Origin of the sequence: Mesorhizobium qingshengii (genome assembly GCF_900103325.1) — a bacterium.
GTDB lineage: Bacteria > Pseudomonadota > Alphaproteobacteria > Rhizobiales > Rhizobiaceae > Mesorhizobium > Mesorhizobium qingshengii.
Genome location: NZ_FMXM01000034.1, coordinates 1 through 25221, shown reverse-complemented (window position 1 = coordinate 25221; position 25221 = coordinate 1). Strand labels below are relative to the sequence as shown.

20 protein-coding genes are annotated in these 25221 nt (G+C 60.1%); 9 read left to right on the top strand and 11 right to left on the bottom strand.

Annotation, left to right across the window (positions count from 1 at the left end; all coding sequences use genetic code 11):
* Positions 1–1794: 1794 nt before the first annotated feature.
* The 4 genes from BLS48_RS31795 to BLS48_RS31780 all read right to left on the bottom strand — a co-directional run bounded on the left by BLS48_RS31795 (position 1795) and on the right by BLS48_RS31780 (position 5655).
* On the bottom strand, positions 1795–2733 hold the full coding sequence (locus tag BLS48_RS31795) for a DMT family transporter (protein WP_091586219.1): 939 nt from the start codon (positions 2731–2733) through the stop codon (positions 1795–1797).
* Between the two features lie 55 nt (positions 2734–2788).
* On the bottom strand, positions 2789–3520 hold the full coding sequence (locus tag BLS48_RS31790; RefSeq protein ID WP_091586218.1) for an SDR family oxidoreductase: 732 nt from the start codon (positions 3518–3520) through the stop codon (positions 2789–2791).
* A complete protein-coding gene (locus tag BLS48_RS31785; RefSeq protein WP_091586217.1) occupies positions 3517–4254 on the bottom strand; it encodes an SDR family oxidoreductase in 738 nt (245 codons plus the stop codon). Before BLS48_RS31785 ends, BLS48_RS31790 begins: the two co-directional genes overlap by 4 nt.
* Positions 4255–4863: 609 nt before the next feature.
* A complete protein-coding gene (locus tag BLS48_RS31780) occupies positions 4864–5655 on the bottom strand; it encodes a TetR family transcriptional regulator C-terminal domain-containing protein (RefSeq protein ID WP_091586215.1) in 792 nt (263 codons plus the stop codon).
* A gap of 343 nt (positions 5656–5998) precedes the next feature.
* Between BLS48_RS31780 and BLS48_RS31775 the strand changes: the two genes are divergently transcribed.
* The 8 genes from BLS48_RS31775 to betI all read left to right on the top strand — a co-directional run bounded on the left by BLS48_RS31775 (position 5999) and on the right by betI (position 14677).
* A complete protein-coding gene (locus BLS48_RS31775; protein ID WP_091586214.1) occupies positions 5999–7636 on the top strand; it encodes a choline dehydrogenase in 1638 nt (545 codons plus the stop codon).
* A gap of 242 nt (positions 7637–7878) precedes the next feature.
* Positions 7879–8760, top strand: coding sequence for a fatty acid desaturase (locus BLS48_RS31770; RefSeq protein WP_091586212.1), 882 nt, complete (start codon positions 7879–7881; stop codon positions 8758–8760).
* Between the two features lie 145 nt (positions 8761–8905).
* The gene (locus BLS48_RS31765) at positions 8906–10042 is read left to right on the top strand and encodes an ABC transporter substrate-binding protein (RefSeq protein WP_091586210.1); all 1137 of its coding nucleotides are present in this window, start codon (positions 8906–8908) and stop codon (positions 10040–10042) included.
* Positions 10043–10217: 175 nt separating this feature from the next.
* Entirely contained in the window at positions 10218–11273 is a 1056-nt protein-coding gene (locus BLS48_RS31760; protein ID WP_091586208.1) for an ABC transporter ATP-binding protein, read from the top strand.
* On the top strand, positions 11270–12181 hold the full coding sequence (locus BLS48_RS31755; protein ID WP_091586206.1) for an ABC transporter permease: 912 nt from the start codon (positions 11270–11272) through the stop codon (positions 12179–12181). The genes BLS48_RS31760 and BLS48_RS31755 overlap by 4 nt, the downstream gene beginning before the upstream one ends.
* Positions 12174–13031: an ABC transporter permease gene (locus BLS48_RS31750; protein WP_091586204.1), complete on the top strand. Its 858-nt coding sequence runs from the start codon at positions 12174–12176 to the stop codon at positions 13029–13031. Before BLS48_RS31755 ends, BLS48_RS31750 begins: the two co-directional genes overlap by 8 nt.
* Positions 13028–14026: a zinc-binding dehydrogenase gene (locus tag BLS48_RS31745; protein WP_208604703.1), complete on the top strand. Its 999-nt coding sequence runs from the start codon at positions 13028–13030 to the stop codon at positions 14024–14026. Before BLS48_RS31750 ends, BLS48_RS31745 begins: the two co-directional genes overlap by 4 nt.
* A gap of 30 nt (positions 14027–14056) precedes the next feature.
* Positions 14057–14677 (top strand): transcriptional regulator BetI, encoded by a 621-nt coding sequence (gene betI, locus BLS48_RS31740; RefSeq protein ID WP_091586202.1) that lies wholly within the window; start codon positions 14057–14059, stop codon positions 14675–14677.
* Positions 14678–14684: 7 nt separating this feature from the next.
* On the opposite strand, the gene BLS48_RS31735 is transcribed toward betI, so the two are convergent.
* The 7 genes from BLS48_RS31735 to BLS48_RS31705 form a co-directional block, all read right to left on the bottom strand.
* A complete protein-coding gene (locus BLS48_RS31735) occupies positions 14685–15839 on the bottom strand; it encodes an aromatic ring-hydroxylating oxygenase subunit alpha (protein ID WP_167365325.1) in 1155 nt (384 codons plus the stop codon).
* A gap of 1 nt (position 15840) precedes the next feature.
* Entirely contained in the window at positions 15841–16275 is a 435-nt protein-coding gene (locus tag BLS48_RS31730) for a VOC family protein (protein WP_091586199.1), read from the bottom strand.
* Positions 16245–17030, bottom strand: a complete 786-nt coding sequence (locus tag BLS48_RS31725; RefSeq protein ID WP_091586197.1) for an MBL fold metallo-hydrolase — start codon at positions 17028–17030, stop codon at positions 16245–16247. The genes BLS48_RS31730 and BLS48_RS31725 overlap by 31 nt, the downstream gene beginning before the upstream one ends.
* Before the next feature lie 3 nt (positions 17031–17033).
* A complete protein-coding gene (locus BLS48_RS31720) occupies positions 17034–18623 on the bottom strand; it encodes a flavin-containing monooxygenase (protein WP_091586195.1) in 1590 nt (529 codons plus the stop codon).
* A 436-nt stretch (positions 18624–19059) separates the two neighbouring features.
* On the bottom strand, positions 19060–20184 hold the full coding sequence (locus tag BLS48_RS31715) for an ABC transporter permease (RefSeq protein ID WP_091586193.1): 1125 nt from the start codon (positions 20182–20184) through the stop codon (positions 19060–19062).
* 4 nt (positions 20185–20188) lie between these two features.
* Entirely contained in the window at positions 20189–22921 is a 2733-nt protein-coding gene (rbbA, locus tag BLS48_RS31710) for a ribosome-associated ATPase/putative transporter RbbA (protein ID WP_091586191.1), read from the bottom strand.
* Complete coding sequence (locus tag BLS48_RS31705; protein ID WP_244529992.1) at positions 22905–24026, bottom strand: HlyD family secretion protein; 1122 nt, start codon at positions 24024–24026, stop codon at positions 22905–22907. Before BLS48_RS31705 ends, rbbA begins: the two co-directional genes overlap by 17 nt.
* A gap of 689 nt (positions 24027–24715) precedes the next feature.
* Here BLS48_RS31705 and BLS48_RS31700 point away from each other — a divergent pair.
* On the top strand, positions 24716–25221 hold a 506-nt coding region (locus tag BLS48_RS31700; RefSeq protein WP_091576186.1), incomplete at its 3' end, for a cyclic nucleotide-binding domain-containing protein.

Here is a 25221-nt window from a genome sequence, read left to right as displayed (position 1 = left end):
TTAACGGGACCAGCCGGCTTCTTTTATCGGCCGCGTACTGCTTCGGCTCTGTAGGCCTGGGGTCAACATGCGAACGCCAACGGTACCCCGCGTCCAAGCTAAACCTATGTTTTCCTGGGTGTAGGGGACATTTTTTACTGCAGTAAATCGCTCTAGGAAAGGCAGCAGCGGGGCAGGGGCCTCAATGCTGCAGCGCGACGAGGAACCGCGCCCATTCCAGCGCTGTCATGATCCCGCGTCCGGGCTGTCTTTCGCGATTTCGATCGAGCGCTCCACATGTGGCACGCGGCCGAGCCCAGGCTTGAGTCCGAGCTCTCCCATAAGATCATCAAGGGGGCAGGGGCCACATTAATGTCGCGCTGTGCCGATCCGGAACCGCCTCACCAATGCTCGAACGCCCAGGCGTTCCTCCAGATCTGCACCCTGTTTACTGACATCTAGTGAGTCACGGATTTGTCTGTCCTGCCATCTTCTAAGCTCGGCCGAAGCCGACCTCCGCTGCCTCGAACCAGGTGTGGCGAAGCGGTCGCACCAGGAAATGTTACGGCCGATCGGGACGTGCATCGATCTATTCGGCCAGAAACGCGGCGAGCCGTTCGGGAAGGCCGGTCGCTACACCCGGGCGATGAAGTCATTTTTCGGGATGGTTCCGCAGGGCATCGGCCCGCCATCTGTGGTGAAGCCTTGACTGAGTTGTCGGCCACTCGGGCGGCACGACGCGAGGCGGTGAGCGTGGCGCTGCCGGAAAAAGTATGATGACGATCCGCCCAGCATTTTCCTGACAAGCCGCGAAGCGGTGCTCTCAGAAGCGTCATCTGCGCCGCAGATCCTGAGCCTATTTCCTATTACTATACCGCTGAGCCTTGCCACGATCCATCTCGCGGAAGGCTTCTGCTGCGCAGCCTCGGCAAAGCACGCTGACTCTCCACGCGTGCGCAGGCAGCGGAGGGGAGGGCGCGCAGGTTACGGATGATATGCATCGGTGACTCTACGAAGCGCTACGATGGTCCGCAGGCTGCTCTTGAAACGTCACCGGTGCTGACCCACATGCACACCGCGTTGGATGTCTCCTCCCATTGCGTCCGACGCGTTCCCCTTTGGAGGTTTTGAACCTTCATACTTGGCCGGGCTTAAACAGTCCGGCCTTTTTCTATGGTTACAAGGCAACTGCGGGCATCAAGCAGCGATTAACACGCGATCCGCTGGCGCCTTCGCGTTGAGATAGGTGGGCATGCCGCCGACCTGCAGCAGCAGGTCTTCGAGCGGCAGCTTCGAACAGCACCCGAGAAGAACCGCACGGGCGAGTGAGGCTGTTTTAGCCTCAAGCGAGAGCGCTTCGCCTGCAACTGGCTTGCGAGGCGCCAGGCTGCGATTGCAGCCCTGTTTACCCCGCCCCAGTCACGCCTTGGGCATGTAGCCAATGCTGCCATGGTTGCGCGCCTTGGACTTGGGTCGAGCCGATCAGGTGAAATCCTTCAACCACACACGTCCACAGCGCCACCACACCCGCATAATTGCTGAGTTCGGCTCCCGACACCGCCGCGCCGACGCGAGACTCCAACCTTGCTGCATGCGAGCCGTTGATGCCCTTAATGTTGACGATCCATCCGGGTCGACAGCGCAGCCTTCAGTTTCACGAGGAGATCGTGCCCCGGGCCAAAATCCGAGTGACACCGGCTTGCTCATCCTGCAGGCCTGCAATTCGTTAGACGCGTTTTGCGCCGACTTCCCCCTCGGTACAATGGCCCAGGTTGCGCATTCCCAGTTTCCGATACCGAGAGAGCACGCCAGGCATTAACGTTGTGAACGTATTTTCGGTAGTCGCACAACAGAATTCCGCAAGGAGGGCTCACACCGAGCTGTCACCTCGACCACGCCAGCAGCTACAATCAGCATGGCGCCCAGGATCTGGGCTGTGCTGACTGGCTCGGTCGAGAACAAGGCGGCGGAGATAGTCCCAGTCAGGACCTCGGCAAGGAGCAGAATGCCAACCCGCGCTGGCTCCATTCTTTCTGCTGCCCACAAGACTAATAGGTTGGGAATGGCAAACATGCAGAGCCCGAGGGTCAGCACGAGGGGCATTACATCCACAACTGCTGCCATGTTAGTCGAAAGGTTGCCCGTTTGGTACCTGAGGACCATCGCTACCAGAGTGGTGCCGAGACCCCCGATCGAAAAGGCCAGCATCGTGGATGACACCGGCAGCGCGGCCCGGTGAAAGCTTCGCAGTGTACCGAGCGACCAGCAGATGCCCGCCACCAGCCCCACCCAATCGCCCGTATTGTGTGGGATCGGAATGCCCTGATCGTTCTGGATCACCAACCATAATCCGCCAAGTCCGAACGAAAGGGCCGCCGCGCGCCTGGTCGTCAGCCGGCCGTTCCAAAAGGCGATACTGGCCAGCGTGCTCCAAACCGGCGTCATGTAGAAAAGCAGGATGGCCCGAACGACATCCGTCATCGTGAGGCTCAGAGTATAAAGTGCGAAAGCCGTTCCGAGCAGCAATCCAGTGACCAACTGATCCTTGCTTTGTGTAGCCAGCACCGTTCGCCTTAATGCCCAGGGCAGGATTGTCGCACCGGAGACGGAAAAGAACACCAGATTAACCCAGTCGCCAGAAACCCCTTGCGCTTCGATCGCTCGCAGCGGGAGCCAGAACAAGCCCCAGATGCTCCCGGCAACCAGCACTCCAAGGCTGAGTAGGAGGGTGGGCTCGCTTTCGGGACGCTTCACGAGATACCACCACCGGTCGCGCGGCGGCCATCAAGATGTCTTTGCAGGCGATGACTCATTGGGCCGTGTATCCGCCATCGATGAGGAAGTCCGCTCCGGTGACTGCACGCGACTCGTCTGCCGCCAGAAACAGGGCAGCGGCTGCAACCTCTTCTGGCCGGCCGAGGCGACGCACCGGGTGCGCTTCAATGAGTTGATCCAGGCGTGCCTGGCCGTTGGGCAACGAAGCGAGCCACTGCTCAACCATAGGCGTCGCGATGTAGCCTGGCGAAATCTGGTTGCATCGCACACCCGGGGCCGTTTTGGCGAGGTAAAGCGCAGCCGATTTAGTCAGCATGCCAACCCCGCCTTTGCTCGTCGTGTAGGCGGCCGAAGCGCCGTCGCCGACTTTCCCCAAGACCGAGCCGAAATTGATGATGGAACCGTCGCCCTGCTTGCGCATGGGTGCTATCACATGCCTGCATCCCAGAAACGTCCCATCCAGATTGACAGCCAGGGTCCTCATTAGGGTTTCGGGGGAGCAGGTCTCGATCGTATCGCCAGCCAAGGAGACCCCCGCGGCATTGACGAGGATGTGGATCTTGCCGTGCCTTGTCAGGACGCGCTCGATCAGGCCGCGCCAATCGCTTTCGACCGAAACATCCATCTGGCAGGCTGCGGGGTTGTCCAAAGTCGTGAGGTCGGTCGCGACTACAACCGCGCCTGCGCTTTCGAACCGGGCCGCGACGGCCGCTCCTATGCCCGATGCCGCCCCGGTCACAATTGCTATTTTTCCGGTCAGCCTCATGCTGTCGTTCCGCCGTCGATGATGTACTCGGCCCCGGTGGAGAAACTGGCTTCCGAAGAGCACAGCCACACGATCAGATTAGCCACTTCCTGCGGCGTGATCTTGCGCCCTATCGGCTGGTTCTGCGTCCATTCCCGTTCAGACGAGATTTTGGCAGTCTGGAAGAAATTCGCCACCATCGGCGTGTCCACGATACCGGGATGGACTGAATTGCAGCGAATCTGATCGCCTCGGCGAGCGCAAAAAAGGGCAATCTCCTTGGTGAGTAGCCGCACCGCACCCTTGGCGGCATCATAGGCGGCAAGCTCCGCATCCGCCTTTATTCCGGAGACCGAGGACAGGTTTACAATTGCACCACCGCCGCCTTCGCGCATAAGCGGGATTGCAGCTTGGCAGCCAAAAAACGTGCCGTTGAGATTTACAGCCATAACTCGGCGCCACAAGTCTAGCGGCGTATCCTCTACAGTTCCTTCCGCGAGAAGCCCCGCAGAGTTTACCAAGGCGTCAAGCCGGCCATACTGGCCGCGAAGGTCCTCTATGAGACAGCGCCACTGATGCGGGTCCGTCACATCAAGTTCCAGCGTTGTCCAACCTTGTCCGGCCTTGCCCGTGGGGGCCTTTCTGACGTCTGCGGCGATCACCAGCGCGCCTTGGGCCGCGAAGCTGTCACAGCAAGCAGCGCCGATGCCTGAACACCCGCCAGTGATCAGCACAACTCTGCGGTCGAGCGTCATGACAGCGCCTCGCCGAAATCCGCTACGAATCGGATCTTTGGGGAGGGGTTACTCCAGACGCTCATGTGGGTGCGCACGGGTGTTGCTAGGGCTCGTTGCTCCACCGAGCCCCGGATCCCTGTTCCAATTCGAGCAGTCCGCCGTGGTCTGCCTCCTGTCCAGCCCGGCATGGAGGGTGTCTTGAGATTCGAGATGGTCGAAGCCGATGGGCTCACTGTTGCTAATCCCTTCCGCCAGCTAGTCCTGAGCAGCTAACGACGTTCGGCAAGTTTCGAGGAAGAAGGGAATCTGACTGTGCCCGCAATTCGGATTGGGAATAGAGCGTGAAGACGTCAGGAACGTCCGGAAGCGGGCTATCGGCAATGCGCTTTCGATCCCGACATACGATCTCTAATCGAGTCCAGCCGACTAACCGAGCCCCTCGCAGTGGTCTGCGTCCTGGACAAGCAGCGATTGGCCTCGGCGGAAAGCACTCCAACGCCACTCTAGCTCGCGCCGATGATCGCGACATCGCTCTGTCCCCCATAGGATTGCCGCGTCGTTAGGCGCACTCCAACGATAGGGCCGATTTGGTAGATCAGTCAACCGAGGCAAGATTTTAATTCTTATTCAATGGCTTATGAAGAAACTCGCCCGATCCGGATAGACAGCGGCGAGGAATGCGTTCGCAATCGCTAGCGCTTCCGTGCTGTCAATGGCGCCAGGCTTGAGGCGCATGTTGAACCAGAGGCCTTCCACCAGTGAGTTGATGCCTAACGCGGCGACATGAGGATCGAGTGCCGACTCCGTTCCCTCGCTGACGAGCTCGTCGCAAATCTTCCTAGCCCTGCCATACTCAGCTTTGCGGATCTCGGAGAACAGCTTCATGTAGGCTGGTCGCGTATGGCACTCCGACAGGAACGCATGCCACAGCGCAATCTTCTTCTTGCTGGCAATGTTGCGCTGGAACCCGGCCTCGATCATTAGTCTCAGTCGTTCTGCCGCCGGACGGTCCTCAAGCGCTACGGCCGCGTCGCGAACCGCTACATATTCGTCTGTGACGGCGCGAAGCGCCGCGAGCAGAAGGCTCTCCTTGGTTTTGAACCGGAAGCTGATGTGGCCGTAAGCCAAGCCCGCCTTCTTGGCTATGTCGGCGAGCGTGGTTCGCGACAATCCCTTGCTGCCTATGACATCGATCGCAGCCTCGATCAGCTGGCGCTGCCGATCTTCTCCGCTAACTCGGAATCGCATCACTGGACTGCCTTCACCTAACATGTTGAGTAACCTCGTTTTCTTCGTCTTGGTTGACTGTTCAAACAACTCCAAATAGCTTGTCGCCGACAATGAGCTTGGACGGAAGCGGCAATCCGAGGGAAACTCCCGGCGAGTTGGATATCCTGGCTGGAATTTCCAGGCCGGCATCGAGGCAGAGCCTGAAAGCGGTCAACACCGTCAGAGTTGCAGATGAAGGCGGTGCAGACAATGCCGCGCAGTACGGAATTGCGGGCCCATGTGCGGCGCCCGGCCATGGTCGAGTAGCTGCTTGCATTGCCCGCCAATTACGAGGAGCTCAAGAAAACGCCGAGACGGACTTCTTGCTGGGTGATCGCAGTCCCGGCGTCGACCCCTGAGTGAACCTGAACCCACGTCAGGCGACAAGGTGGAAACGTGGTCGGGGCCCGCGGAAATGTATGGAAGTTGCGCCCAAACCCTTGGAACTGCAGCGGGCTAAGCCTTCTCAAAGACACAACGGAGCAATGTTCGCATGAAACGGCGGGATTTCGACTTCATCATTGTCGGCGGTGGTTCGGCTGGCTGCGTGCTGGCCAACAGGCTGAGCAGCGACCCGCACAACCGCGTGCTACTGCTCGAGGCTGGTCCCAAGGACAGTGGCCTCTTCATGACGATGCCTGCCGGATATTATCGTACCTATCTCGATCCGCGCACGAACTGGACTTATGCTAGCGAGCCCGAGCCCTACATGAACGGTCGGCGCATTTCGGTACCGCGGGGCCGGGTGCTTGGAGGATCCTCGTCTATCAATTCTATGGTCTACCTGCGTGGGCACCCGCTCGACTACGATGGCTGGGCCGGCAACGACATGCCGGACTGGGATTATGCCCATTGCCTTCCGTACTTTCGAAAGTCTGAGACCAGCGACCGCGGCGCCGATGTCTATCGCGGCGACGACGGTCCGTTGGGGGTCAGTCGGGGCACGCTGCCACTGGAGATCTTCGACAGTTTTCTCGGTGCGGCGGCAGAGGCCGGATTTCCGATTTCGAACGATCTAAACGGCGCTGGGCCCGAAGGATTTGCCCGGCTAGACAGCACGCGCAAGGGTGGCCGGCGATGCAGTGCCGCAGTCGCTTATCTCCGCCCGGCTCTCTCGCGTCCCAATCTCACCGTGGTCACCGGCGCGCTAGCACATCGCGTTCTAATGGAAGGCACAAGAGCAGTGGGGGTTGCCTTCGAAACCCGGGGGCGAATGGTCGCGGTGAGGGCGCTTCGCGAGGTGATCCTTTCAGGTGGAGCGATAAACTCACCACAGCTCCTGATGCTCTCGGGTATCGGCCCCGGCGACGAGCTCTCCCGTCACGGAATCGCGATCAGACACGAACTGGATGGCGTTGGACGTAACTTGCAGGATCATCTCGATATTTCCTTGAAATTCACGTGCCGGCGCCCGGTGTCGTTGGCATGGCTGGGCGATCCCGTACGCCGCTTTGCGGCGGGCGTTCAGTGGATCTTCACAAAACGCGGCATCGTGTCTTCGAACATTTTCGAGATTGGAGGGCTGATCCGCAGCAACGAGACCGCGCCTTGGCCGAACCTGCAGTTTCACCTCAGCCCCGTGTTGTTCGACTACGCAGGCAGCAAGGTCAGCCTCGCAGAGGGCTTCATGCTTCACTGCTCGCAGCTTCGGCAGGAGAGTCGTGGCCGAATTACGCTTGCCTCGGCTGATCCACGCCAGAAGGCCCGGATCCAGTTTAATTTCCTGTCGACAGAGAAAGACCGACAGGAGATGCGCGAGGGAATCCGTGTCGCACGTGACATCGTGAATCAGCAGGCTATGGCTGATATTCTGGGAGAGGAGGTCGCGCCGGGCGCCAACTTGCGCTCCGACGCCGAGCTCGACACTTGGGTGCGGGAGACCGCGGAAACCGAGTTTCATCCAAGTTGCAGCTGCAAGATGGGCAACGACGACCAGGCCGTGGTCGACAGCGATCTTCGAGTGCGCGGGCTGCAGGGACTAAGGGTGGTAGACGCGTCGATCATGCCCACGATCATTAGCGCCAACCTCAACGGCCCGACGATCATGATCGCAGAGAAGGCCGCCGACAAGATTCTCGGCCGTCCTCCGCTTGCTCCTGCCGCTTTGCCACGCATTGCGGCAGCCGCCTAAGCCACTGTTCGAATTTGAGCCTGTTGACGGCATTTGCCTGCAGCCGCCTGCATTCACCCTCGTCGCGACCGACAAGATGCGGCGCATAAACAGTTACAATCTCTCGCATTGAGTGCTTGAGGCAAGCAAAGCCTGTCTCGTGCGCACAGCAGCACGAGCAGCTTTCCCTTGACTCGGCTCCGTGCAATATCGTAATTGGATGGTCATCCAGTTTTCTTTTTTGTCATCCAGTGAGTAGCCATATGGCAACAGTCACCTCGACAGTCAGGGAAGAGGCGGAGATCGGCAGACGTCACACGCCCGATTTCGGTGGCCGAACGCTGCTCCTCGAAGCGAGCCTGCTGGTGATCTTCACATTATCCACCGCGCTTGCGATCGTGGGCACGATCCCGATATGGGCGGCCTTCTTCTGCAATCTGGTGGTGCTCTACTCGCTCTACACCGTGGTGCACGAAGCGGTGCACTCCAATATCAGCTCACGCCGCAAGAGCTTGCGCTGGATCGATCCGGTCGCCGGCGTTATCGCCTGCGCACCGCTTTGGCTGAATTACCATCAGCACAAGCGACAGCATATGGCGCATCATTCGCATACCAACCATGATGACGATCCCGACATTTATGCCCGCGGCAGCTTTCTCGGTTGGGTTTTCCTGCGCCTTCCGCATGCGCTGCTGAACTATTTCAACCCGATCCAGCAGTATCGGCAATGCAAACGGTTCAATTGCACGCCACGTGAGGTTGTCTATACGGCCGTGAGCTTTTCGGTCTACGCCGCCATCTTGATAGCGGCCCTGGCAGCGGGTTTTTGGCGTGAAGTGTTGTTCCTGTGGTTCATCCCATGGTGGATAGGTCAAACGGTCATGCTGACCTTCTTCACCTGGACGCCGCATCACGATCATCACGAGATTGGCCGCTATAGGAACAGTCGGGTGTCGATTTTTCCCGGGGCCAACTTCCTGCTGCAAGGGCAGAACTATCACCTGATCCATCATATGATCCCGAGCATCCCCTACTATCGCTATCGCGCCAGCTTTGAGGAGATGCGCCCGATCCTGGAACAGAAAGGGGTCCGGATCGAGGGATTTTGGCCCCAGGGCGAACGGAAGGCGCAAGTGACCGGCTAAGCCTGCGCCGCCGGGCCGTTGCGGCATAAGCTGCTACATCGGCGCCGGCTAATTTTCTCGTGTTTCTGCTACTTGATCGAAAAGTGCAATTTGATGGCCATCCCATTTTCGACGGCAGGCGCCGTCCAACAGAAGGAGTGCTGGAATGACGCAGAAGCGGACCAACAGCGGCATGAGCCGTCGGACAGTCTTGAAGGCGGTCGCGGCAGGCGCGGCTTTTCTCGGCGCTCCCGCCATCATAGGGCGCGCCCTGGTGACCTCGGCCAAGGCGGCATTCGAGGGCGAGAGCCTGATCGCGGTTTCGTGGTCGGGCAATTATGAGCAGGTCTTCAGGGAGACGGTGATCGATCCCTTCAACGCGCACTACAACACCAAGGCCGAGACCGTCGGCGGCTGGGATCAGATTGTCAGCCAAATCAAGGCGGCTCCCGCCGACAACCCGCCCTTCGACGTCAGCGTGGGGGAGGAATACATTTCCTCAGCTGGTCTTGCCGAGGGCTTGTATCAGAAGACCGATGCAACCAAGATACCCAACCTGAAGGCGGTCTATCCCTGGTTCTATGAGACCCGACCGGACAGGGCCAAGGATTATGGCATCCCCTTTGGAGGCGGGACCTGCATGTTGCTGGCGCGCAAGGCTCTGGGCATCGATCCGACTTCCTGGGCCCTTCTGTGGGACCAGCGCCTGGCCGGGAAAGTGACGGCCGATAGCGCCGCCTGGTGGTGGACACTGTCGGTGCCGGCCGTAATGGACAAGACCTCGCCGGGGCTGGATGAAATGTATGCCATGACCACGGCAGAATCACTCTTCGCCAAGCTTGATCAACTGAAGATCGCGAAATGGTTCAAAGATGGTGCCGAGCAGGCCAACATTTTGAACCAAGGCGATGCCGACGCAGCGATGAGCTACTCCTCGGACGCCTATACTTTTCTGACGCAAAGCCCCGACGAGTACGTCGTCAAGGTTCCGGCGGAGGGGACTTCTGCATGGACCGACTGGTACTTCAAAGTACGCGGAACGCGGCATGCGGACCTTGCAGATCTATTCATGAACTACATGCTCGAGAAAGAAACCCAGGATCGGTTCCTTTCCAAGTCCCTAATATTCATGGCGCGCAAGGATGTAACCGTACCGCCTCAGTGGAACAACTATCCTGCCGCCAACGAAGATTTCCACCGCATGTTCCAACTCATCACAATGGATGGCTGGGACAAGATTAATGCTGATTATCAAGCCTATGACGACCGTATGAAGCAGACAATCGCGAGGACAACGGGCTAGTAACGAACTCCGGTTTCATCCTTCGTCACGGCTATGATGGTGTTCAGGGTGTGCCGACACGACATGACTCTGGTGCGCTGCCAGCTAAGCGAGGGCGGTCACTGCGATGAAGCCGCTGTGATGGAGCGGTCGGTCGGCACGGGCGTCAAGGACAGACCCACGAAAAGGACCGAAGATGGCGATGGATTCTGGATTGGCACTTGAAGTCGACCGCGTCCGGCGCTGCTACGGCGCCGTCGTGGCGGTCGACAATGTCTCGCTGACGGTACGCCGCGGCGAATTTGTAACCCTTCTAGGTCCGTCGGGATCCGGCAAGACGACAACGCTTCGTTTGATCGGTGGATTTGAGGAGATTCAGTCCGGATCGATCCGTATCAACGGTGAGCGGATCGATCAACAACCTCCCTATAATCGCGACACGGCGACGATTTTCCAATCTGGAGCTCTGTTCCCCCACAAGACGGTTGCGGAGAACGTGGCTTATGGCCTGCGCATGCGCAAAGTCCCGAAGCACGAGATCGATGAGCGGGTCGCGAAAGTGCTTGAGACCGTGCGGCTAAGAGGCTTCGAGGACCGCTATCCCGGCCAACTCTCGGGCGGGCAGAAACAGAGGGTGGCGCTGGCGCGCTCGCTCGTGGTCCGACCAGCCGTGCTCTTATTCGACGAGCCGCTTTCGGCGCTTGATTTGTCGCTGCGCCTGCAACTGCGCGCGGAGATCAAGCGGCTCCATGATGAACTCGGTTTCAGCGCAATCTACGTCACGCATGACCAGAGCGAGGCAATGGCGATGTCAAGCCGCGTCGCGGTTATGAATCGCGGTCGCATCGAGCAGATCGACAAGCCCGAGCGGGTATTTCACGATCCCGCCAACGAGTTCGTTTACAATTTCATCGGCGAAAGTTGCTGCATGCCCCTGCGCGTCACCTCGGGGATCACTGCGGATAAGCAAGGGCGTGCGGTTGATATTCGCCTTGGCAAGGGCCTGGCAGATGGAGACTGGCGGGTTTACGTAAGGCCAAACCGCGTCAAGATTGGCGGTAGTGCCGCCAATTCACCAAACACCTTGAAAGCGGAACTTCATTTCGTGGAGTTTCTCGGTGACGTTTTTCGCTATCACCTCAGGGCCGGCGCGCTGGAGATATTCGCGGATCACCCCGGTCGAATCGCCAAGGGTTTGGGCGATGAGGTCGAAATCGGCTGGGGGAGCGAAGACATGAAAGTGTTTCAATGACGCTCGCCCAAACCGACAGTTCCATCAGCGAGGCGACGGACGTGCCCGTCAGGGCCAGCCGCAAGCCGGTGGTACCGTGGTTCCTGATCGCGCCGGCACTGGTGATTGTGCTGGTGTTCTTTGGTTTACCTACACTCCAGATGGCACGGATGAGCTTTAATCTCCACGTCGATCAGCGTCTGTATGTACCGGGCTTCACTTTCGAACACTACCGAACGCTGTTTACGAACCCGCTCTTTTCGAAAGCGATCTGGACCACCGTGCAACTGGCCCTCGTCGCCTCTTTCTTCAGCGTCGCAATCGGCTACACCTTTGCGATCCTGGCCTGGCTGAAACCGGCCCGCTGGCGATTGCTTTTCGTAGGACTGGCGCTCTGCCCGCTCCTGATATCCGAGATCGCCATCATCTTCGGCTGGTGGATGTTTTTTCCGAAGAACGGGCTATTGAGCCAAGCGCTGCTTTCCGCAGGGCTAATCACCGACAAATTCAGCCTAATGTATACCGAATTCGCTGCATTCGTGGGCCTGGTTTATGTGACGCTGCCCTACGCATTCTTCATTCTGTTGTCGGTCCTGGATGGAATAGACGAGCAGATACTGGAGTCGAGCGCGGATCTTGGCGCGCCGCCTCTTGTAACATTCCGGGAAGTGCTCTTCCCGCTAACAAGAACGGGTCTGCTCGTGGCGTTTTCGCAATCCTTCATTTGGGCGATGGGTACCTATGCTACGCCATCAGCGCTCGGGCCCGACACTCTCTGGACCATGGGCTTCCTGATCCAGGAGCAGATGCTAGGCAAGCACAATTGGCCGCTCGCTTCCGCGTTCTCGATGTTGCTTGTCATCGGCGTTGCTGCGGCGATGCTGCTGACGCGGTCGCTGATGTCCAAGCGGTCCGCTTTCCATGTCTGAGATCAACCTGGCACGCCAAGCGACATTGCAACAACGCCTCGAGCCCAGGGTGCTGCGTGTACTCAGCTGGGCATTCACCGGCTTTTTGGTGCTCTATATCTTGATCCCCGTGCTCATCACGCTGGTGATGTCGTTCAACAACGCGGCGATGATCCGATTTCCGATCACTGATTGGTCCGTGCGCTGGTACGCCGATTTCTTTGGCAGCACTCAATGGATGGACGCACTGATCAACAGCATCGTCATCGCGCTCGGGACAACGGCTATTTCCACCACGGCCGGCATTCTTGCCGCCTGGGCCTTTGAACGTTACCAGATTCCGTTTCGCACGTTTTGGTACATGTTGATCATGATGCCTCTGTTCATGCCTGGCGTCGTACTCGGCTTGGGGGTCGCGATCGCTTTCGGAGGGGTCCAGCTGGGATCTTACAGCTTCTACGGGTCACGGGAATTGGTCATGATCGCCCACTCCCTCTGGGCCATGCCGCTTGTCTTCATGCTGATGGAAGCCACCTTCCGGACTGTCGACTATCGCGTTGTCGAAGCCTCTTATGACCTAGGCGGAAGACCTATTGGCTCCTTTTTCGAGATCGTGGTGCCGATGGTTTCCACCGGAATCATCTCATCAGCCCTGTTCGCCTTCGTAATCTCCCTGAATGAATTCGTGATGGCGCTGTTTCTGACAGACCGTGACACCCAGACCTTGCCTGTCCTGATGTGGCTGAGCCTGCGCTCTGCCGGGACACCTCGACTCGCCGTCGCGTCCGTGATTCTCGCTCTGACCGTCTTTGTCTGCATGAGCGTTATAATGCTCTGGTACGCGCGCCAGCTTCGAAAGGTAGCCCGTTGAAGATCAAGGCCGTTGTCGCAACCGCAAAAGGCGGTCCCGAAGTTCTGCAGATGCGGGATATCGAGCTGCGATGGCCGCGCCGTCCTGATGATGTCTTGGTGGAACTGCGGGCTGCGGCGCTCAATCCAGCGGATGTATTTTTTCGCCAGCTTGGTGGTTATGTCTGCGGGGACAATCCGCTGGTACTCGGCCACGACGGGATGGGAACCGTGAAGGCCATCGGCGACCAGGTGAGCTCAGTCCGGATTGGCGACAGAGTGTGCTTCTGCAATGGCGGCATCGGGGACGAGTTCGGCACCTACGCGGAGGCGGCAGTGGTGCCAGAATGGCAACTGGCATGCGTGCCCGATTCGGTGGACGACCTCACCGCCGCCGCCCTGCCGCTGGTCGGCATCACCTGTTGGGAAGCGCTATACGATCGTGCGCAGGTCAGGGCTGGCGAGTTCGTGCTCATACATGGTGGAGCTGGCGGAACCGGGCATATCGCCATTCAATTAGCCGCCTTGCGCGGCGGGAGGGTCGCCACCACCGTAAGCACGTCCCAGAAAGCCGCTCTGGTCAACGAACTCGGTGCCGAGCTTGCTATCCGCTATCGCGAGCAGGACTTCGTCGAGGCGGCCCTTGGCTGGTCGAGAGGCGTCAATGTCGCCTTCGACAATGCCGGCGCGCAGGTGATGCAAAGAACTTTTCGAGCCATGAGTGAATATGGCCGGGTGGTGACCCTGATGGGCACACCGGGCGACGATGCCGATTCGACTGCCTATAACTTGAACCTCAGCATCATGAACGTAATGATGCTGACCCCGATGTGGAAGGGGCTGCAAAGCAGACTTATGGAACAGGTGGCCATCGTGCGACAAGTGCTGGCCCTCGTAGCGCAAGGCCGACTGAAAATCCAGCACGCGGCAACCTTCCCGCTGGCCCAGGCGGGCGATGCGCACGCCTTCCTGGAAACAGGGCAGGCTATCGGAAAGGTTACATTGCAGATCGCTTAATGCTATCTCGACGCCGGAGACTGCCTTAGCATGCACATCAGCAAGACCAGCATCGAACAAATCCGCCGCCGAGAGCTAATCGACGCCGCCTATCTTACCTTTCTGGAGCACGGCCTGAAGGGCATGACGATGGCTCGCATTGGCGAGCGGGCCGGTATGTCACACGGCATCGTCAATTACTATTTCACCAGCAAGGACGCGCTGGTCAGTGCCGTGGTACGCAAGGCCACCTTCCTCATCTCGCAGGATACGGCACGGCGGCTCCGCCAGGCGAAATCCCCCCGCGGACGGGTCAGCGCGATCATCGCCAGCAACTTCGCGAGCGACCTATTTACTCGCGATACGGCCCGTGCCTGGGTCAGCTATTACGCGGCCATTGGCCAGCATCCCGAGTTTGAACGGCTTCAGAACGCTGTAGACCGACGCCTTGAGAGCAATCTCAGACACGCGCTTCGCCAACTTACGAGTGATAGGCGAGCAGCCGAAATCGCTGAAGGAGTTGCACTTTACATTGATGGTCTCTGGCTCCGCCGGGGGCGCACCATAGACGGTGCCTCGAATTCTACAGCAATCGCCAAGCTGGAAGCCTTTGTCGATGATCAGTTGGCCAGCGGGCGCCGCAAGGGCACCGTCGCTGGCCTGTCGGGATGACGGCGTCTCACGCGCCGTCCTGTAGTGCCTGTATGTTCAGCATATTGAAGTGATGAATGAAATGTTCGCTCCAGGCTTCCGCCTGGGCGGGATCGACCATCAGGCGGCCGCGTTTGTATCCGAGCGAGTGCACGCCGCGCTGGACGCTTTCCACCAGACCCACGTCTTCAGGACCAAGGCGATTGTTGAACCAGTCGACGGCAGCTTCGGTCCCGCGATCCATTTTTTCGTCAAGGCCGAAATAGAGCAGCGGCTCGACGGTCGTCTCTGGGCCGGTAGGGTTGACAAGAAACACCAGCATCATATTGGCACCGGGTAGCAATACGAACGCTACGTTGGGCCACAGGAACACGATTTGGAAGCCCATAGTGCGGCCGGTGAACTTGCGCCCTTCATGGAGTTCATAGGGCAGTTTCTCGGCTTTGCCCCCCTTGCCGAGGAACTCGATCACCTTGCCTTCGATCGTCGAGGCATAGGTGTCCTGGTCGATGATGTCCGAGAGCTGCCCATGCGCCGGCCCTGAAAAGAAACTGTGGTAGTTTTCCAAGAAGTTCTCGACCACCACTTTCCAGTTGGCACGAATCTCGAAATCCTGCCGCTTGACGTATTTCAGCTCTGGCGCTTCCGGGCACATCTCCAGCAGCTTCTGGCCGAAATGAGGGACGGCCTTGCTGAGCGGCACGGCGCTGCTGTCGAGGTTTACGAACACGAAGCCGCCTATCACCTCGACCGCTATCGGCGAGAGCTTGACCGCCTCTTTCGAGAACCCAGTCACGCATTCGGCCTTCGGTGCGCCACGCAGATTGCCTTCGATGTCGTAGACCCAGGAATGGTAGGGGCATCGCATTACATTGCGAACGTTACCGCTGCCCTGTAGCAGTTGGTGTGCACGGTGCTGGCAGACGTTGAAGAAACCGAGGATCTGGCCGACCTTGCTGCGGATCACGTAGACTGACTGCCCAGCGATGTCGCCGACCATGTAGTCGCCGGCATTGGCAATTTGCGACTGGTGACAGAAATAGAGCCAGCTCCGGCCAAAGATGTGGCGGATCTCCGCCTGATAGATGCTCTCGTCGAAATAGAACATGCCGTCCGGCGTGCAGCTGTTGGTCGGATCATCGGTAAAGCCTTCGCCAGCGATGTTGCGGATCTGGTTCAGCATGTCACTTTTCCTCCTCGGCGGCATAGCGGCCGTGCGCTTCCAAGAACTCGATCTGGTTGCCCTCGGGATCCGCGAAATAGAAGTAGCGCGTCTGGTGAACGCCGTTGGCGGCATGGTCCGTGATCTGACCGGCCCCGATTCCGATACACTGCAGCCGCTCCCATTCGTCTTCGAGATGGCTGACGGTGAAGGCGATGTGACTACGGCCAGGCTCCGGCCGCTCGGCATAAGGCCAGTCGTCGGGTGCTATCAGCTCGATCTCGAAGGGCGAACCGCGGCCGCGCAAGTAGACCAAGGTTGCGCCGTCATAGCGGTGGCGGTCGACCTCCACGAAGAGCAGCGCCTTTTCGTAAAAGGCGACGGCGCGGTCGAGATCCCGCACCTGGATCATAAAGTGCGCGGCGTTCATGCCGGCACCGACTGCGCGCTTAGCCATTCGTCGATCCTCGCGACCCGCATGGCGCCTGCCAGATACAGATCGATCAGCTCGACAAGCCGTTCGCTGCCGAATGAGCCGAAGTGGCCGGCATGTACGGTTTCCACCGGCAGCTCGCGCAGCCGGTGGAGCGACTCGCGAAAGGCTTCCGGGTCGGAGTGCCAAGCATTGTCGATCAGCTGCCCGTCGTAGATCGCGTCGCCGCTGAACAGCGTCTTCGTCGCCTTGTCGTAGAGTGCGATCGAGCCTGGCGAATGTCCCGGAAGGTGCAACACCTGGAACGCGCGGTCGCCGAGGTCCAGCACGTCGCCTTCGTCGAGGTGACCGGTAAGCGGCGCCGGCGTTAACCGGTAGCTGTCGAGCAGATAGCCTTCATGAGGAAGCGCGGTCAGCAGTTCGGCGCCGATCCAGGCCCGCGCGCAGCTGTTGTCCAGATCAGGCCCGGCATAGGCTGAGGCTTCCGAGGCGTGGCCCAGCCGCACTTCGAACTCGTGGGCGCAGCCCATATGGTCGAAATGGCAATGCGTACAAACGGCATGCACTGCCTGGCCCTGCAGTGCCGCGAGCTCCTGCCTGATGGGTCTCAGTCCCATACCGGTGTCCACCAGCAGGTCGCGGTCGCGACCGTGGATTAGCCACATATTGCAGCGCATCCAAGGCGCGACATGGCGTTCCAGGATACGGCTCACGCCCGCGCCGATCTGCGAGATTTCGTACCATTCGGCAGCGACAGACAGGGGTGAAGCTTTCGACATGGCCTATCTCAGGTGAAAGCCGGGATATCCGTTCTTGGCGATGGCGTCGCAGGTCCGGCTGTAAACTTGGAATCCGTCGACATAGGGCATGAAGACCCGCGCCTTGCCGGGCACGTTGGCGCCGAGATACCAGGAGTTTGCCTTGACGTAGAGCGTTTTGCTGGCGCTTTCAGTCACCTGCCGCGCCCATTGTTCCTGTGCTTCCCGGTCGGCTTCCACCTCGGTGAGCGCATTCTCCTCGGCGTGCTCGATCAGCTGTGCGATCCATTCCACATGTTGCTCGCAGGCCAGGATCATATTGGCGAGCACGGAGGGGCTGCCAGGCCCGGTGATGACGAACATGTTTGGGAATTCGGTGACCGCAACGCCCAGATAGGCCCGCGGTCCGTCGCGCCAGCGCTCCCTGAGCAGCACACCGTGGCGGCCGCGGATGTCGATCTTGGTCAAGGCGCCGGTCATCGCGTCGAAACCTGTCGCCAGCACAAGAACTCCGAAATGGTAATTGGCCTGACCGGTGCGCAGGCCGCCTTCGGTGATCTCGATGATCGGGTCGGCCTTGATATCGACAAGGCTGACATTGTCGCGGTTGTAGGTCTCATAATACTGCGTGTCGACGCACAGGCGCTTGGCACCGAAGGGGTGGTCCTTCGGGCAGAGGATCTCCGCCGCCTGCGGATCCTTGACGATCGCGCGGATCTTGTTTCGCACGAACTCGGCTGCCAGTTCGTTGGCCTGTTCCGAAACCATCGCGTCGGCGAATGCGTACTGGTAATTGAAGCCGCCTTCCTGCCACCGCTTCTCGAACTGCTCCGTGCGCTCTTCCGACGAAAGCTCAAGGATCGACACGTAATATTCGTCGGCATAGTCACCGGCATAGGAGGCCCGAGATTTTTGCCGCAGGGCGCGGTAGTTCGACTTGATCTCGGATTCCCGCTTTTCCGGGATCGGACCGTTCCAGGCGGGGATCGAGTAGTTGGCGGTGCGCTGGAAGACCGTCAGGTGCTTCGCTTGCCGAGCGATCAGCGGAATGGACTGGATTCCGGAGGAGCCGGTGCCGATGAGGCCGACCGTTTGGTCCGTGAAGTCGTAACCCTCGCGTGGCCAGTCGGCCGTGTGCAACACGCGTCCGTTGAAATTGGCCAGACCCGGCAAGTCCGGCACTTTGGGCACCGACAGGCAGCCCGTCGCCATCACGAGATAGCGCGCGCGAAACGCCTGGCCGGTACCCGTGCTGATTGTCCAGCGCTTCTCCGAATCGTCATATTCAGCTGCGGTCACCGCGGTATCGAACACGATGTCGCGCCTGAGATCGAAGCGGTCGGCGACATGGTTGGCATAAGACAGGATCTCGGGCTGAGTGGCGTAGCGGTGCGGCCAGACCCATTCCTGTTGAAGCTCCTCCGAGAAGGAGTACGAGTAGCTCATGCTCTCAACGTCGCAGCGCGCGCCTGGATAGCGGTTCCAGTACCAAGTGCCGCCGACCCCGCTGCCGCGCTCAATCACGGTCGTAGCGAGACCCAGTCGGCGTAAAGTGTGAAGCATGTACATACCGGCGAAACCGGCACCTACCACGATAACGTCGCGATCCTGCATGGCGGTTCGTTGTCTCCCCGGCGTTTATTTGAGCACTATACAGTTTTTTGGATGGCTGTCCAATTTTGTCAGCCCCAGTGACCGCCCCTGCCACATCGCGGCGCCGGTGATCTGGATGTCCTCGATCGTGCCGCAGACGGCCTAGCCGCCAAAATCGCCGGTCCAACACCAACGATCATCGCTAGCACCGCGGGCACGACAAAGGGCGCCAGTGCCTATGTCTTGACGGGCAAGGAAGATGTTCCTCTTCTGTTCAGATGGCGCACGAACCCATCCACATGCTGGGCAAGGCGACCCGGCACAACATGGCTTTGTTCATACGAATTATGAAAATCAGCGCGACGCGTTGCGCCTTTCCCCATCGACGGACTCTGGCCGATCGTCTGGCACCTCGCGCGGCACGCTGACCTCGCTGAGAGAGCATGCCTGCGCGACCTCACATCATGGCGGCGGTGATCTTGCGGAACCGCATGATTGAGAGGGCAAAGAATATGCCACCGACGATCCCTACGGCAGCAAACTGCGGCCAGACCACGTCAATGCCGGCGCCTCGATAAAGGATAGCCTGGGCGAAGCTTACGAAATGGGTCGAGGGTGATAACTGCATCACCGCTCGCAAGAACGACGGCATGCTGTCGAGCGGCGTGTTGCCACCAGACAAGATGTTCATTGGCAGAGCGACCAGGACGAACAATAGGCCAAGTTGCGGCATCGAGCGAGCGACCGTACCCAGGAAGATACCGATTGCGGTGGCGAAGAACAAATAGATCATGACGCCCGCCATGAACAGCGGAATGGAGCCGACGATCCGAATTCCGAGCAGCGTCTCTATCACCAACCAAAGTGACAGACCGACCGCAACGGTGATCACCAGGCCGTTCGCCCAGACCTTGGCAGCCGCGATCTCAAAAGGCGTTAGCGGCATGATCAGCAGATGATCCATCGTGCCGTGCTCTCTTTCGCGGATGATTGCCGCGCCCGCAAGTATGATGGCCAGCATGTTGACATTGCCGATGATGGCCATGACCGCATTGAAGAGTTGCGTGCTGAGATTGGGATTGAAGGCGACGCGGACAGCGAGGCCCACTGGGTCGGCCTGCGCGGGTCCCGCACCGGTGGCGGAGCGAGCGATTTCGCGGCTGATGATCTGCTGGAGATAGCCGGCGCCAATCCCAGCTTGCATCATGGCGGTAGCGTCGACATTGACCTGGATGACCGATCCGCGACCCGTCAGGATGTCGCGTTCGAAATGCGGCGGAATATCGAGGACGAACGTGCTGCGAGCCGTGTCCATCAGTTCCTCAATCTGGCGGGCGACGACCTCTGTCGGGGGGCTGAAATAGGGCGGCAGCAGAGCCGCGGCAATCGCGCGCGAGAGCGTTGAGTGGTCCTCGTCGACGATGGCAACGGCAGAGTTGTGGGCCTCCTGTGCCGGGCTTTCGGCCTGCGCATAGACCGCCAATGTGAAAGAGTAGATGACGAAGCCAAAGAGCACGAAATCGCGCGAGAAGCTGCGCAACTCTTTGGTGCCGAGCCAGAAGATGTTTGCCAGGTGCTCCATAGCATCATAGCTCTTGGCGGCGCAGGAACGCCAGACTGATTAAGATAAGGATCGGGATGAAGACCGCGAGCGCCAACAGGCTTCCGGCAAGCTCCTGGAAGCCGAGCGCCTTGGTGAAGGTGCCGACTGAGATGCGTAGGAAATACATCGTCGGGAAGGTATGCGCCATAAGGGCCGGAAAACCCGTCAGCGAGGAGACCGGCGCCAACATTCCGGAGAACTGCACGGCGGGCAGCGAGGTCATGATACCCGCAACGAAGAGTGCGGCAATCTGGGTTCGTGTGAATGCCGAAATCACCAAGCCGTAGCCTGTCATCGCCGTCACGTAAAGCAACGCGCCAAGAAGTAGCGCCCAGAAGCTTCCTTTCAGCGTCACGCCGAAGAGAAAAATGGCCATTACGACGAGGGTAAGAAAACTGATCAGGCAGAGGATGACGTAGGGCAGTTGCTTGCCGAGGAGAAATTCGAGACGCGTCACGGGGGTGACGTAGAGATTGACGATCGAACCAAGCTCCTTCTCTCTGACGACGCCGACAGCCATTAACATTGCAGGCATGAATGCGAGCAGCATCGCAATCGTCCCGGGCACCATGGCGAAGATGCTCTTGAAGTCCTGGTTGTAGACGAATCGTGTCGCAACACCTGGCGACGCTGGCCGATTGCCGGCCTTGGCCGCAAGATCAGCGACATATCGCTGATGCAGGCCAGTGAGATAACCGAGGACAGTTTCGGCACGGAAAGGCATGGCGCCGTCGATCCAGGCACCAATCTCGGGCTCCGCCCCCCGCCGGATGTCTCGGCCAAAGCCCGGCGGCACTTCGATGGCCAGGGCGAAGGCGGCGCTGCGCAGCGCCCGATCGAGATCGTCGTAGCTGGCCAGTGTCTTGCGTTCCGAAAAATAGGACGATCCGCGGAACTCTTGCAGATAGGCACGGCTTTCCGGCGTGTTGTCGCGGTCGAAGGCGGCGAAAGTCACCTGGTTGACATCGGTGTTGATGCCGAGACCGAAGACAACCATGAGGAACGCGGTGCCCAGTAGGGCGAACCCGAGCCGCACCGGATCGCGCCAAAGCTCCAGCGTCTCACGCCACGAATAGGCGAGAAACCGTCCCAGGCTGAAGCCAGCCCGCGGTGCGATGTGCGCGGACGGAGAGATCACGGGCCGTTCAGCCTCTGGCGGCATGCTGACCAGGCCGGGACTTTCGCCGCCCGCTGACTGGAGATAAGCGACGAAGGCATCCTCCAGATTGGCTGCGTCTTTGGCCTCGGCCAACTCGGTCGGCGTGCCTGCGGCCACCACTCTGCCGCCGTGCATGAGGGCGACGCGATCGCAGCGCTCGGCCTCGTTCATGAAATGGGTCGAGACGAAGATGGTAACACCTTGCTGCCGCGAAAGCTCGACGAGGAGCTCCCAGAAGGTGTCGCGAGCAAGCGGATCAACTCCCGACGTGGGCTCGTCGAGGATAAGGAGCTCAGGCTCGTGCACCACGGCAACGGCGAGCGAGAGACGCTGACGGATGCCGAGGGGCAGCTGCGATGCCCGCTGGTCCACATAAGGGCCGAAGCCGAATCGCTCGACAAGCGAGGCAATGCGCGATTTCGCGCTGTCTGCGTCGATATGGAAGAGACGGGCGTGCAGATCGAGGTTCTGCCTGACGGTCAGCTCGGTGTAGAGCGAGAAAGACTGGGACATGTAGCCGACACGCCTGCGCAGCCGCATGTCGGAGCCATCGATCGGCTGCCCCAACAGCCAGGCCCTGCCGTCGGAGGCCGGCAGCAGCCCGGTCAGCATCTTCATCGTCGTGGTCTTGCCGCAGCCGTTCGAGCCGAGGAAGCCGAAGATCTCACCGCGCTCGATGGCGAAGCTTACGCCATCGACCGCCACGAATTCGCCGAAGCGCCGCGTGAGATCACGCGCGATGATGACCGCCTCGTGTTCAACCGGTGGCCTCGGCGAAATGGAGAGCGCGCGACGCCCAGCTCGAGCCGCCTCGGGCAAAAGCGCAATGAAGCTTTCCTCCAGGCTCCTCTGCCCTGTCAGCCGTTTCAGTTCAGACGGCGCGGCCGAAGCGAGGATTCGCCCGGCATTCATCGCGATGAGCTCGTCGAAGCGCTCCGCCTCCTCCATATAGGCTGTAGCCACGACGACGCTCATGCCGGCCCGCCTCGCTCGCATCCGTTCGATCAGCTCCCAGAATTGGCGGCGCGACAGCGGGTCGACGCCCGTGGTCGGCTCATCGAGAATGAGTAGGTCAGGATCGTGAACGAGCGCGCAGCAAAGGCCGAGCTTTTGCCGCATGCCACCCGATAGTTTCCGGGCCGGGCGGTCGGGAAAGGGCGCCAGACCCGTCGCCTCGAGCAGCGCGTCAATGCGCCGGGCGCGCTCGCCGGCCGGCTCGCCGAAGAGGCGTCCGAAGAAATCAATGTTCTCCCGGACGCTGAGATCGGGGTAAAGGTTCTTGCCGAGCCCCTGCGGTAAAAAGGCGATGCGCGAGCACACGGCAGAACGATGGCGCTGGTCGGCCATATCGCCGCCGAAGACCGCCACGCGACCCGTCTGAATGCGTTTGGCTCCGGCGACAAGGCTGAGCAGAGTCGACTTGCCAACCCCGTCCGGGCCGATCAATCCGACGAGCCCGGCGGTCGGGATCCTGAGCGTCACGCCATCGAGCGCAAGCCTGTGACCGTAGGAATGACAGAGCCCCTCGACAGCGATGACACTAGCGAGATGGCTCATCTGTCGGGCCTAATGCGAGAAAGGTCGGCCACTCTGCACTGCCGCTAAGGCGCACGTAGGCAACCCCTGGAAGCCCCGAACTCATCTCCGCCGCATGAATGCGCAGGTAGTTGGGGTCAACGCGCACGCGGACTCGGAACATCAGCTTGTCGCGCTCTGCCTTTGTCTCCACTGCTTTTGGCGTGAACTGCGCCTCTCCGGAAACAAAGACAACCTTGGCCGGGATGGGGGGTTCCGGCGCCGCGTCTAGCACGATACGCGCGGCGCTACCCACAGTCGTGCGACCGGCTTCCGCCGTGGGCAGGAAAATGTCCATGTAGACATAGCCGGTGTCGATCATGGTCAAGACCTTGCCACCGGCACCGATTACCGCGCCGATATTGGCGAGGCGATACTGAACCCGGCCGTCGCGAGGAGCGACGAGCGAATTGTCAGCGATGTTGATCCGATAGAGGTCAACATCGTGACTGGCGGCCGCCAGCGTCTGTTCGGCTTGCCCCACGCGCGCACTGGCTGCAGCAAGCGCGGCATTGGCTGCGCTCATCTGCTGCTGACGCTGGTCGAGAACCTCGGCTGTCGCGTAACCTTTGTCGACGAGGACAATCGCACGCGTGAGCTGCTGCTCGGCAAGCTTGGCCTGGGCTTTCTGCTGCTCGACGCCGGCTCGCGCCTCGTCGAGCATCCGATTGGCCCCAAGCACCTGTGCCTCGGCTTTGCGGAGCGACATCTCAAGGTCTTGCGTGTCCATCCGCGCGACCACCTGGCCGGCACGGACGACATCACCCTCATCAACGAGGAGCGCGGCGATGCGGCCGCCAAATTTTGCCGCGATGTCGATCTCGTCTGCCTCGACCCTGCCGTTGCCGAAGGCGATCCCGGGTGGCAGCCCAGGAATGGCATGCAGCCACCAATAACCGCCTGTTACCGCAGCGGCGACCGCAACCAGCGCCAAGGCGCGCCAAAGCCGGCGGCGTGTTACAGTGGCGGCAGGAATGATCGCCGGGAGGACGGACCCAGGCTGGCTCGGCACAAGCATTCGGCCTGCCGAATCGTCATTCGAGGCAAGCAGCTCGACGCCGTCATCGATGACCTTAGCGTTGGGCATTCGTCGATTCCTAGTCAAACTGAAAAGACGACGGGCGCAAGCGCCTCCTTTCTAGCCTTGTCTGGATGCAGCCGGCGGTCGTTGATCTGCGTCAAAAGGCATTGGCGTTGATCCCATCAACCCGGCGCCTCGCGATCGTCCAGGGACATGACCGCCGGGCAGGGGTTCAGGGCGCTCGCGGCATTGATCTTCGCAACTGGTGTCCGCGAAGGGTCAACGACAGATACCAGGGCTATCGCGAAGAACGGCCGAAGGTAACCACGATCGGGCTCGGCGGCACCGGCTGGGCAACCGTGTATCGCGCAGTTACCGACGCTGCGGGCAAGTGCATGCGGACCGTGACGATGGCACGCCGTCGCAGTCAAATTGCAAATGGCGAACTTGGGCCGCCAAGCACCTGGGGTGTGGACCCGGTCCGAAGACCTGGTGCGAGAGGCGAACCTGCCTTCGAGCGGCACTTCAGAAACCCCTATTTCGACTACATGAAGGATCACCCTGACGAGGCAACCATGTTCGACGCCCACATGCGGAACAACCCGGACGACCGACATGCCGTCGCCCTACCTCCGAAGCGGCATTGGCACCATGCTAACCGTCAGCCTAGGTAGTTTCCCGTAGGGACAAAACCGAATTTCGCCACCCCCCGATTCGCGCGATTTGTGTGTCACGGATCAACCGGGAAAACAGCCATGCACGCTTACACGGCCTCCAGAACTGCCCTGTCATCGCCTGTGGCATTCGAGCCCACACTGCGGCAACCGCTTAGCTTCTATCCCGCCAGCGCGGAGATCTATGCCCACGGGGAGAAGGCCGGAGCCGTCTATCAGATCGAGTTCGGCGCCGTGCGCGTCTACCGCCTGCTTGCTGACGGCCGACGGCAGATAAGCGCCTTCCACCTGCCTGGAGAGACATTCGGCTTCGAAGCCGACACGACGCACCATTTCTTCGCGGAAGCAATCAATGCCACGGGTGTCCGCGTCTTCCGCGTCACTGCTGGAACGGACATGTCCCGTCAGTTGTTGCCATTGGCGCTCAAGGGCTTGACCAGAGCTCAGGAACACCTGCTGGTCCTCGGTCGTCAGAACGCCATCGAACGTGTCGCCGCCTTCTTGGTCGACATGGCCGAGCGGCAAGGCGGGTTGCGGCAGATCGAACTGCCCATGTCGCGCATGGACATCGGCGACTATCTCGGACT

Excerpts from the sequence above, each read along its gene's own strand:
- BLS48_RS31705 (WP_244529992.1), bottom strand. The coding sequence starts at position 24,026 with ATGCCCAACGCTAAGGTCATCGATGACGGCGTCGAGCTGCTTGCCTCG.
- BLS48_RS31770 (WP_091586212.1), top strand. The coding sequence starts at position 7,879 with ATGGCAACAGTCACCTCGACAGTCAGGGAAGAGGCGGAGATCGGCAGA.
- rbbA (WP_091586191.1), bottom strand. The coding sequence starts at position 22,921 with ATGAGCCATCTCGCTAGTGTCATCGCTGTCGAGGGGCTCTGTCATTCC.
- BLS48_RS31760 (WP_091586208.1), top strand. The coding sequence starts at position 10,218 with ATGGCGATGGATTCTGGATTGGCACTTGAAGTCGACCGCGTCCGGCGC.
- BLS48_RS31785 (WP_091586217.1), bottom strand. The coding sequence starts at position 4,254 with ATGACGCTCGACCGCAGAGTTGTGCTGATCACTGGCGGGTGTTCAGGC.
- BLS48_RS31715 (WP_091586193.1), bottom strand. The coding sequence starts at position 20,184 with ATGGAGCACCTGGCAAACATCTTCTGGCTCGGCACCAAAGAGTTGCGC.
- BLS48_RS31725 (WP_091586197.1), bottom strand. The coding sequence starts at position 17,030 with ATGTCGAAAGCTTCACCCCTGTCTGTCGCTGCCGAATGGTACGAAATC.
- BLS48_RS31775 (WP_091586214.1), top strand. The coding sequence starts at position 5,999 with ATGAAACGGCGGGATTTCGACTTCATCATTGTCGGCGGTGGTTCGGCT.
- BLS48_RS31765 (WP_091586210.1), top strand. The coding sequence starts at position 8,906 with ATGACGCAGAAGCGGACCAACAGCGGCATGAGCCGTCGGACAGTCTTG.
- BLS48_RS31780 (WP_091586215.1), bottom strand. The coding sequence starts at position 5,655 with ATGCCGGCCTGGAAATTCCAGCCAGGATATCCAACTCGCCGGGAGTTT.
- BLS48_RS31750 (WP_091586204.1), top strand. The coding sequence starts at position 12,174 with ATGTCTGAGATCAACCTGGCACGCCAAGCGACATTGCAACAACGCCTC.
- BLS48_RS31755 (WP_091586206.1), top strand. The coding sequence starts at position 11,270 with ATGACGCTCGCCCAAACCGACAGTTCCATCAGCGAGGCGACGGACGTG.
- BLS48_RS31790 (WP_091586218.1), bottom strand. The coding sequence starts at position 3,520 with ATGAGGCTGACCGGAAAAATAGCAATTGTGACCGGGGCGGCATCGGGC.
- betI (WP_091586202.1), top strand. The coding sequence starts at position 14,057 with ATGCACATCAGCAAGACCAGCATCGAACAAATCCGCCGCCGAGAGCTA.
- BLS48_RS31720 (WP_091586195.1), bottom strand. The coding sequence starts at position 18,623 with ATGCAGGATCGCGACGTTATCGTGGTAGGTGCCGGTTTCGCCGGTATG.
- BLS48_RS31730 (WP_091586199.1), bottom strand. The coding sequence starts at position 16,275 with ATGGCTAAGCGCGCAGTCGGTGCCGGCATGAACGCCGCGCACTTTATG.
- BLS48_RS31735 (WP_167365325.1), bottom strand. The coding sequence starts at position 15,839 with ATGCTGAACCAGATCCGCAACATCGCTGGCGAAGGCTTTACCGATGAT.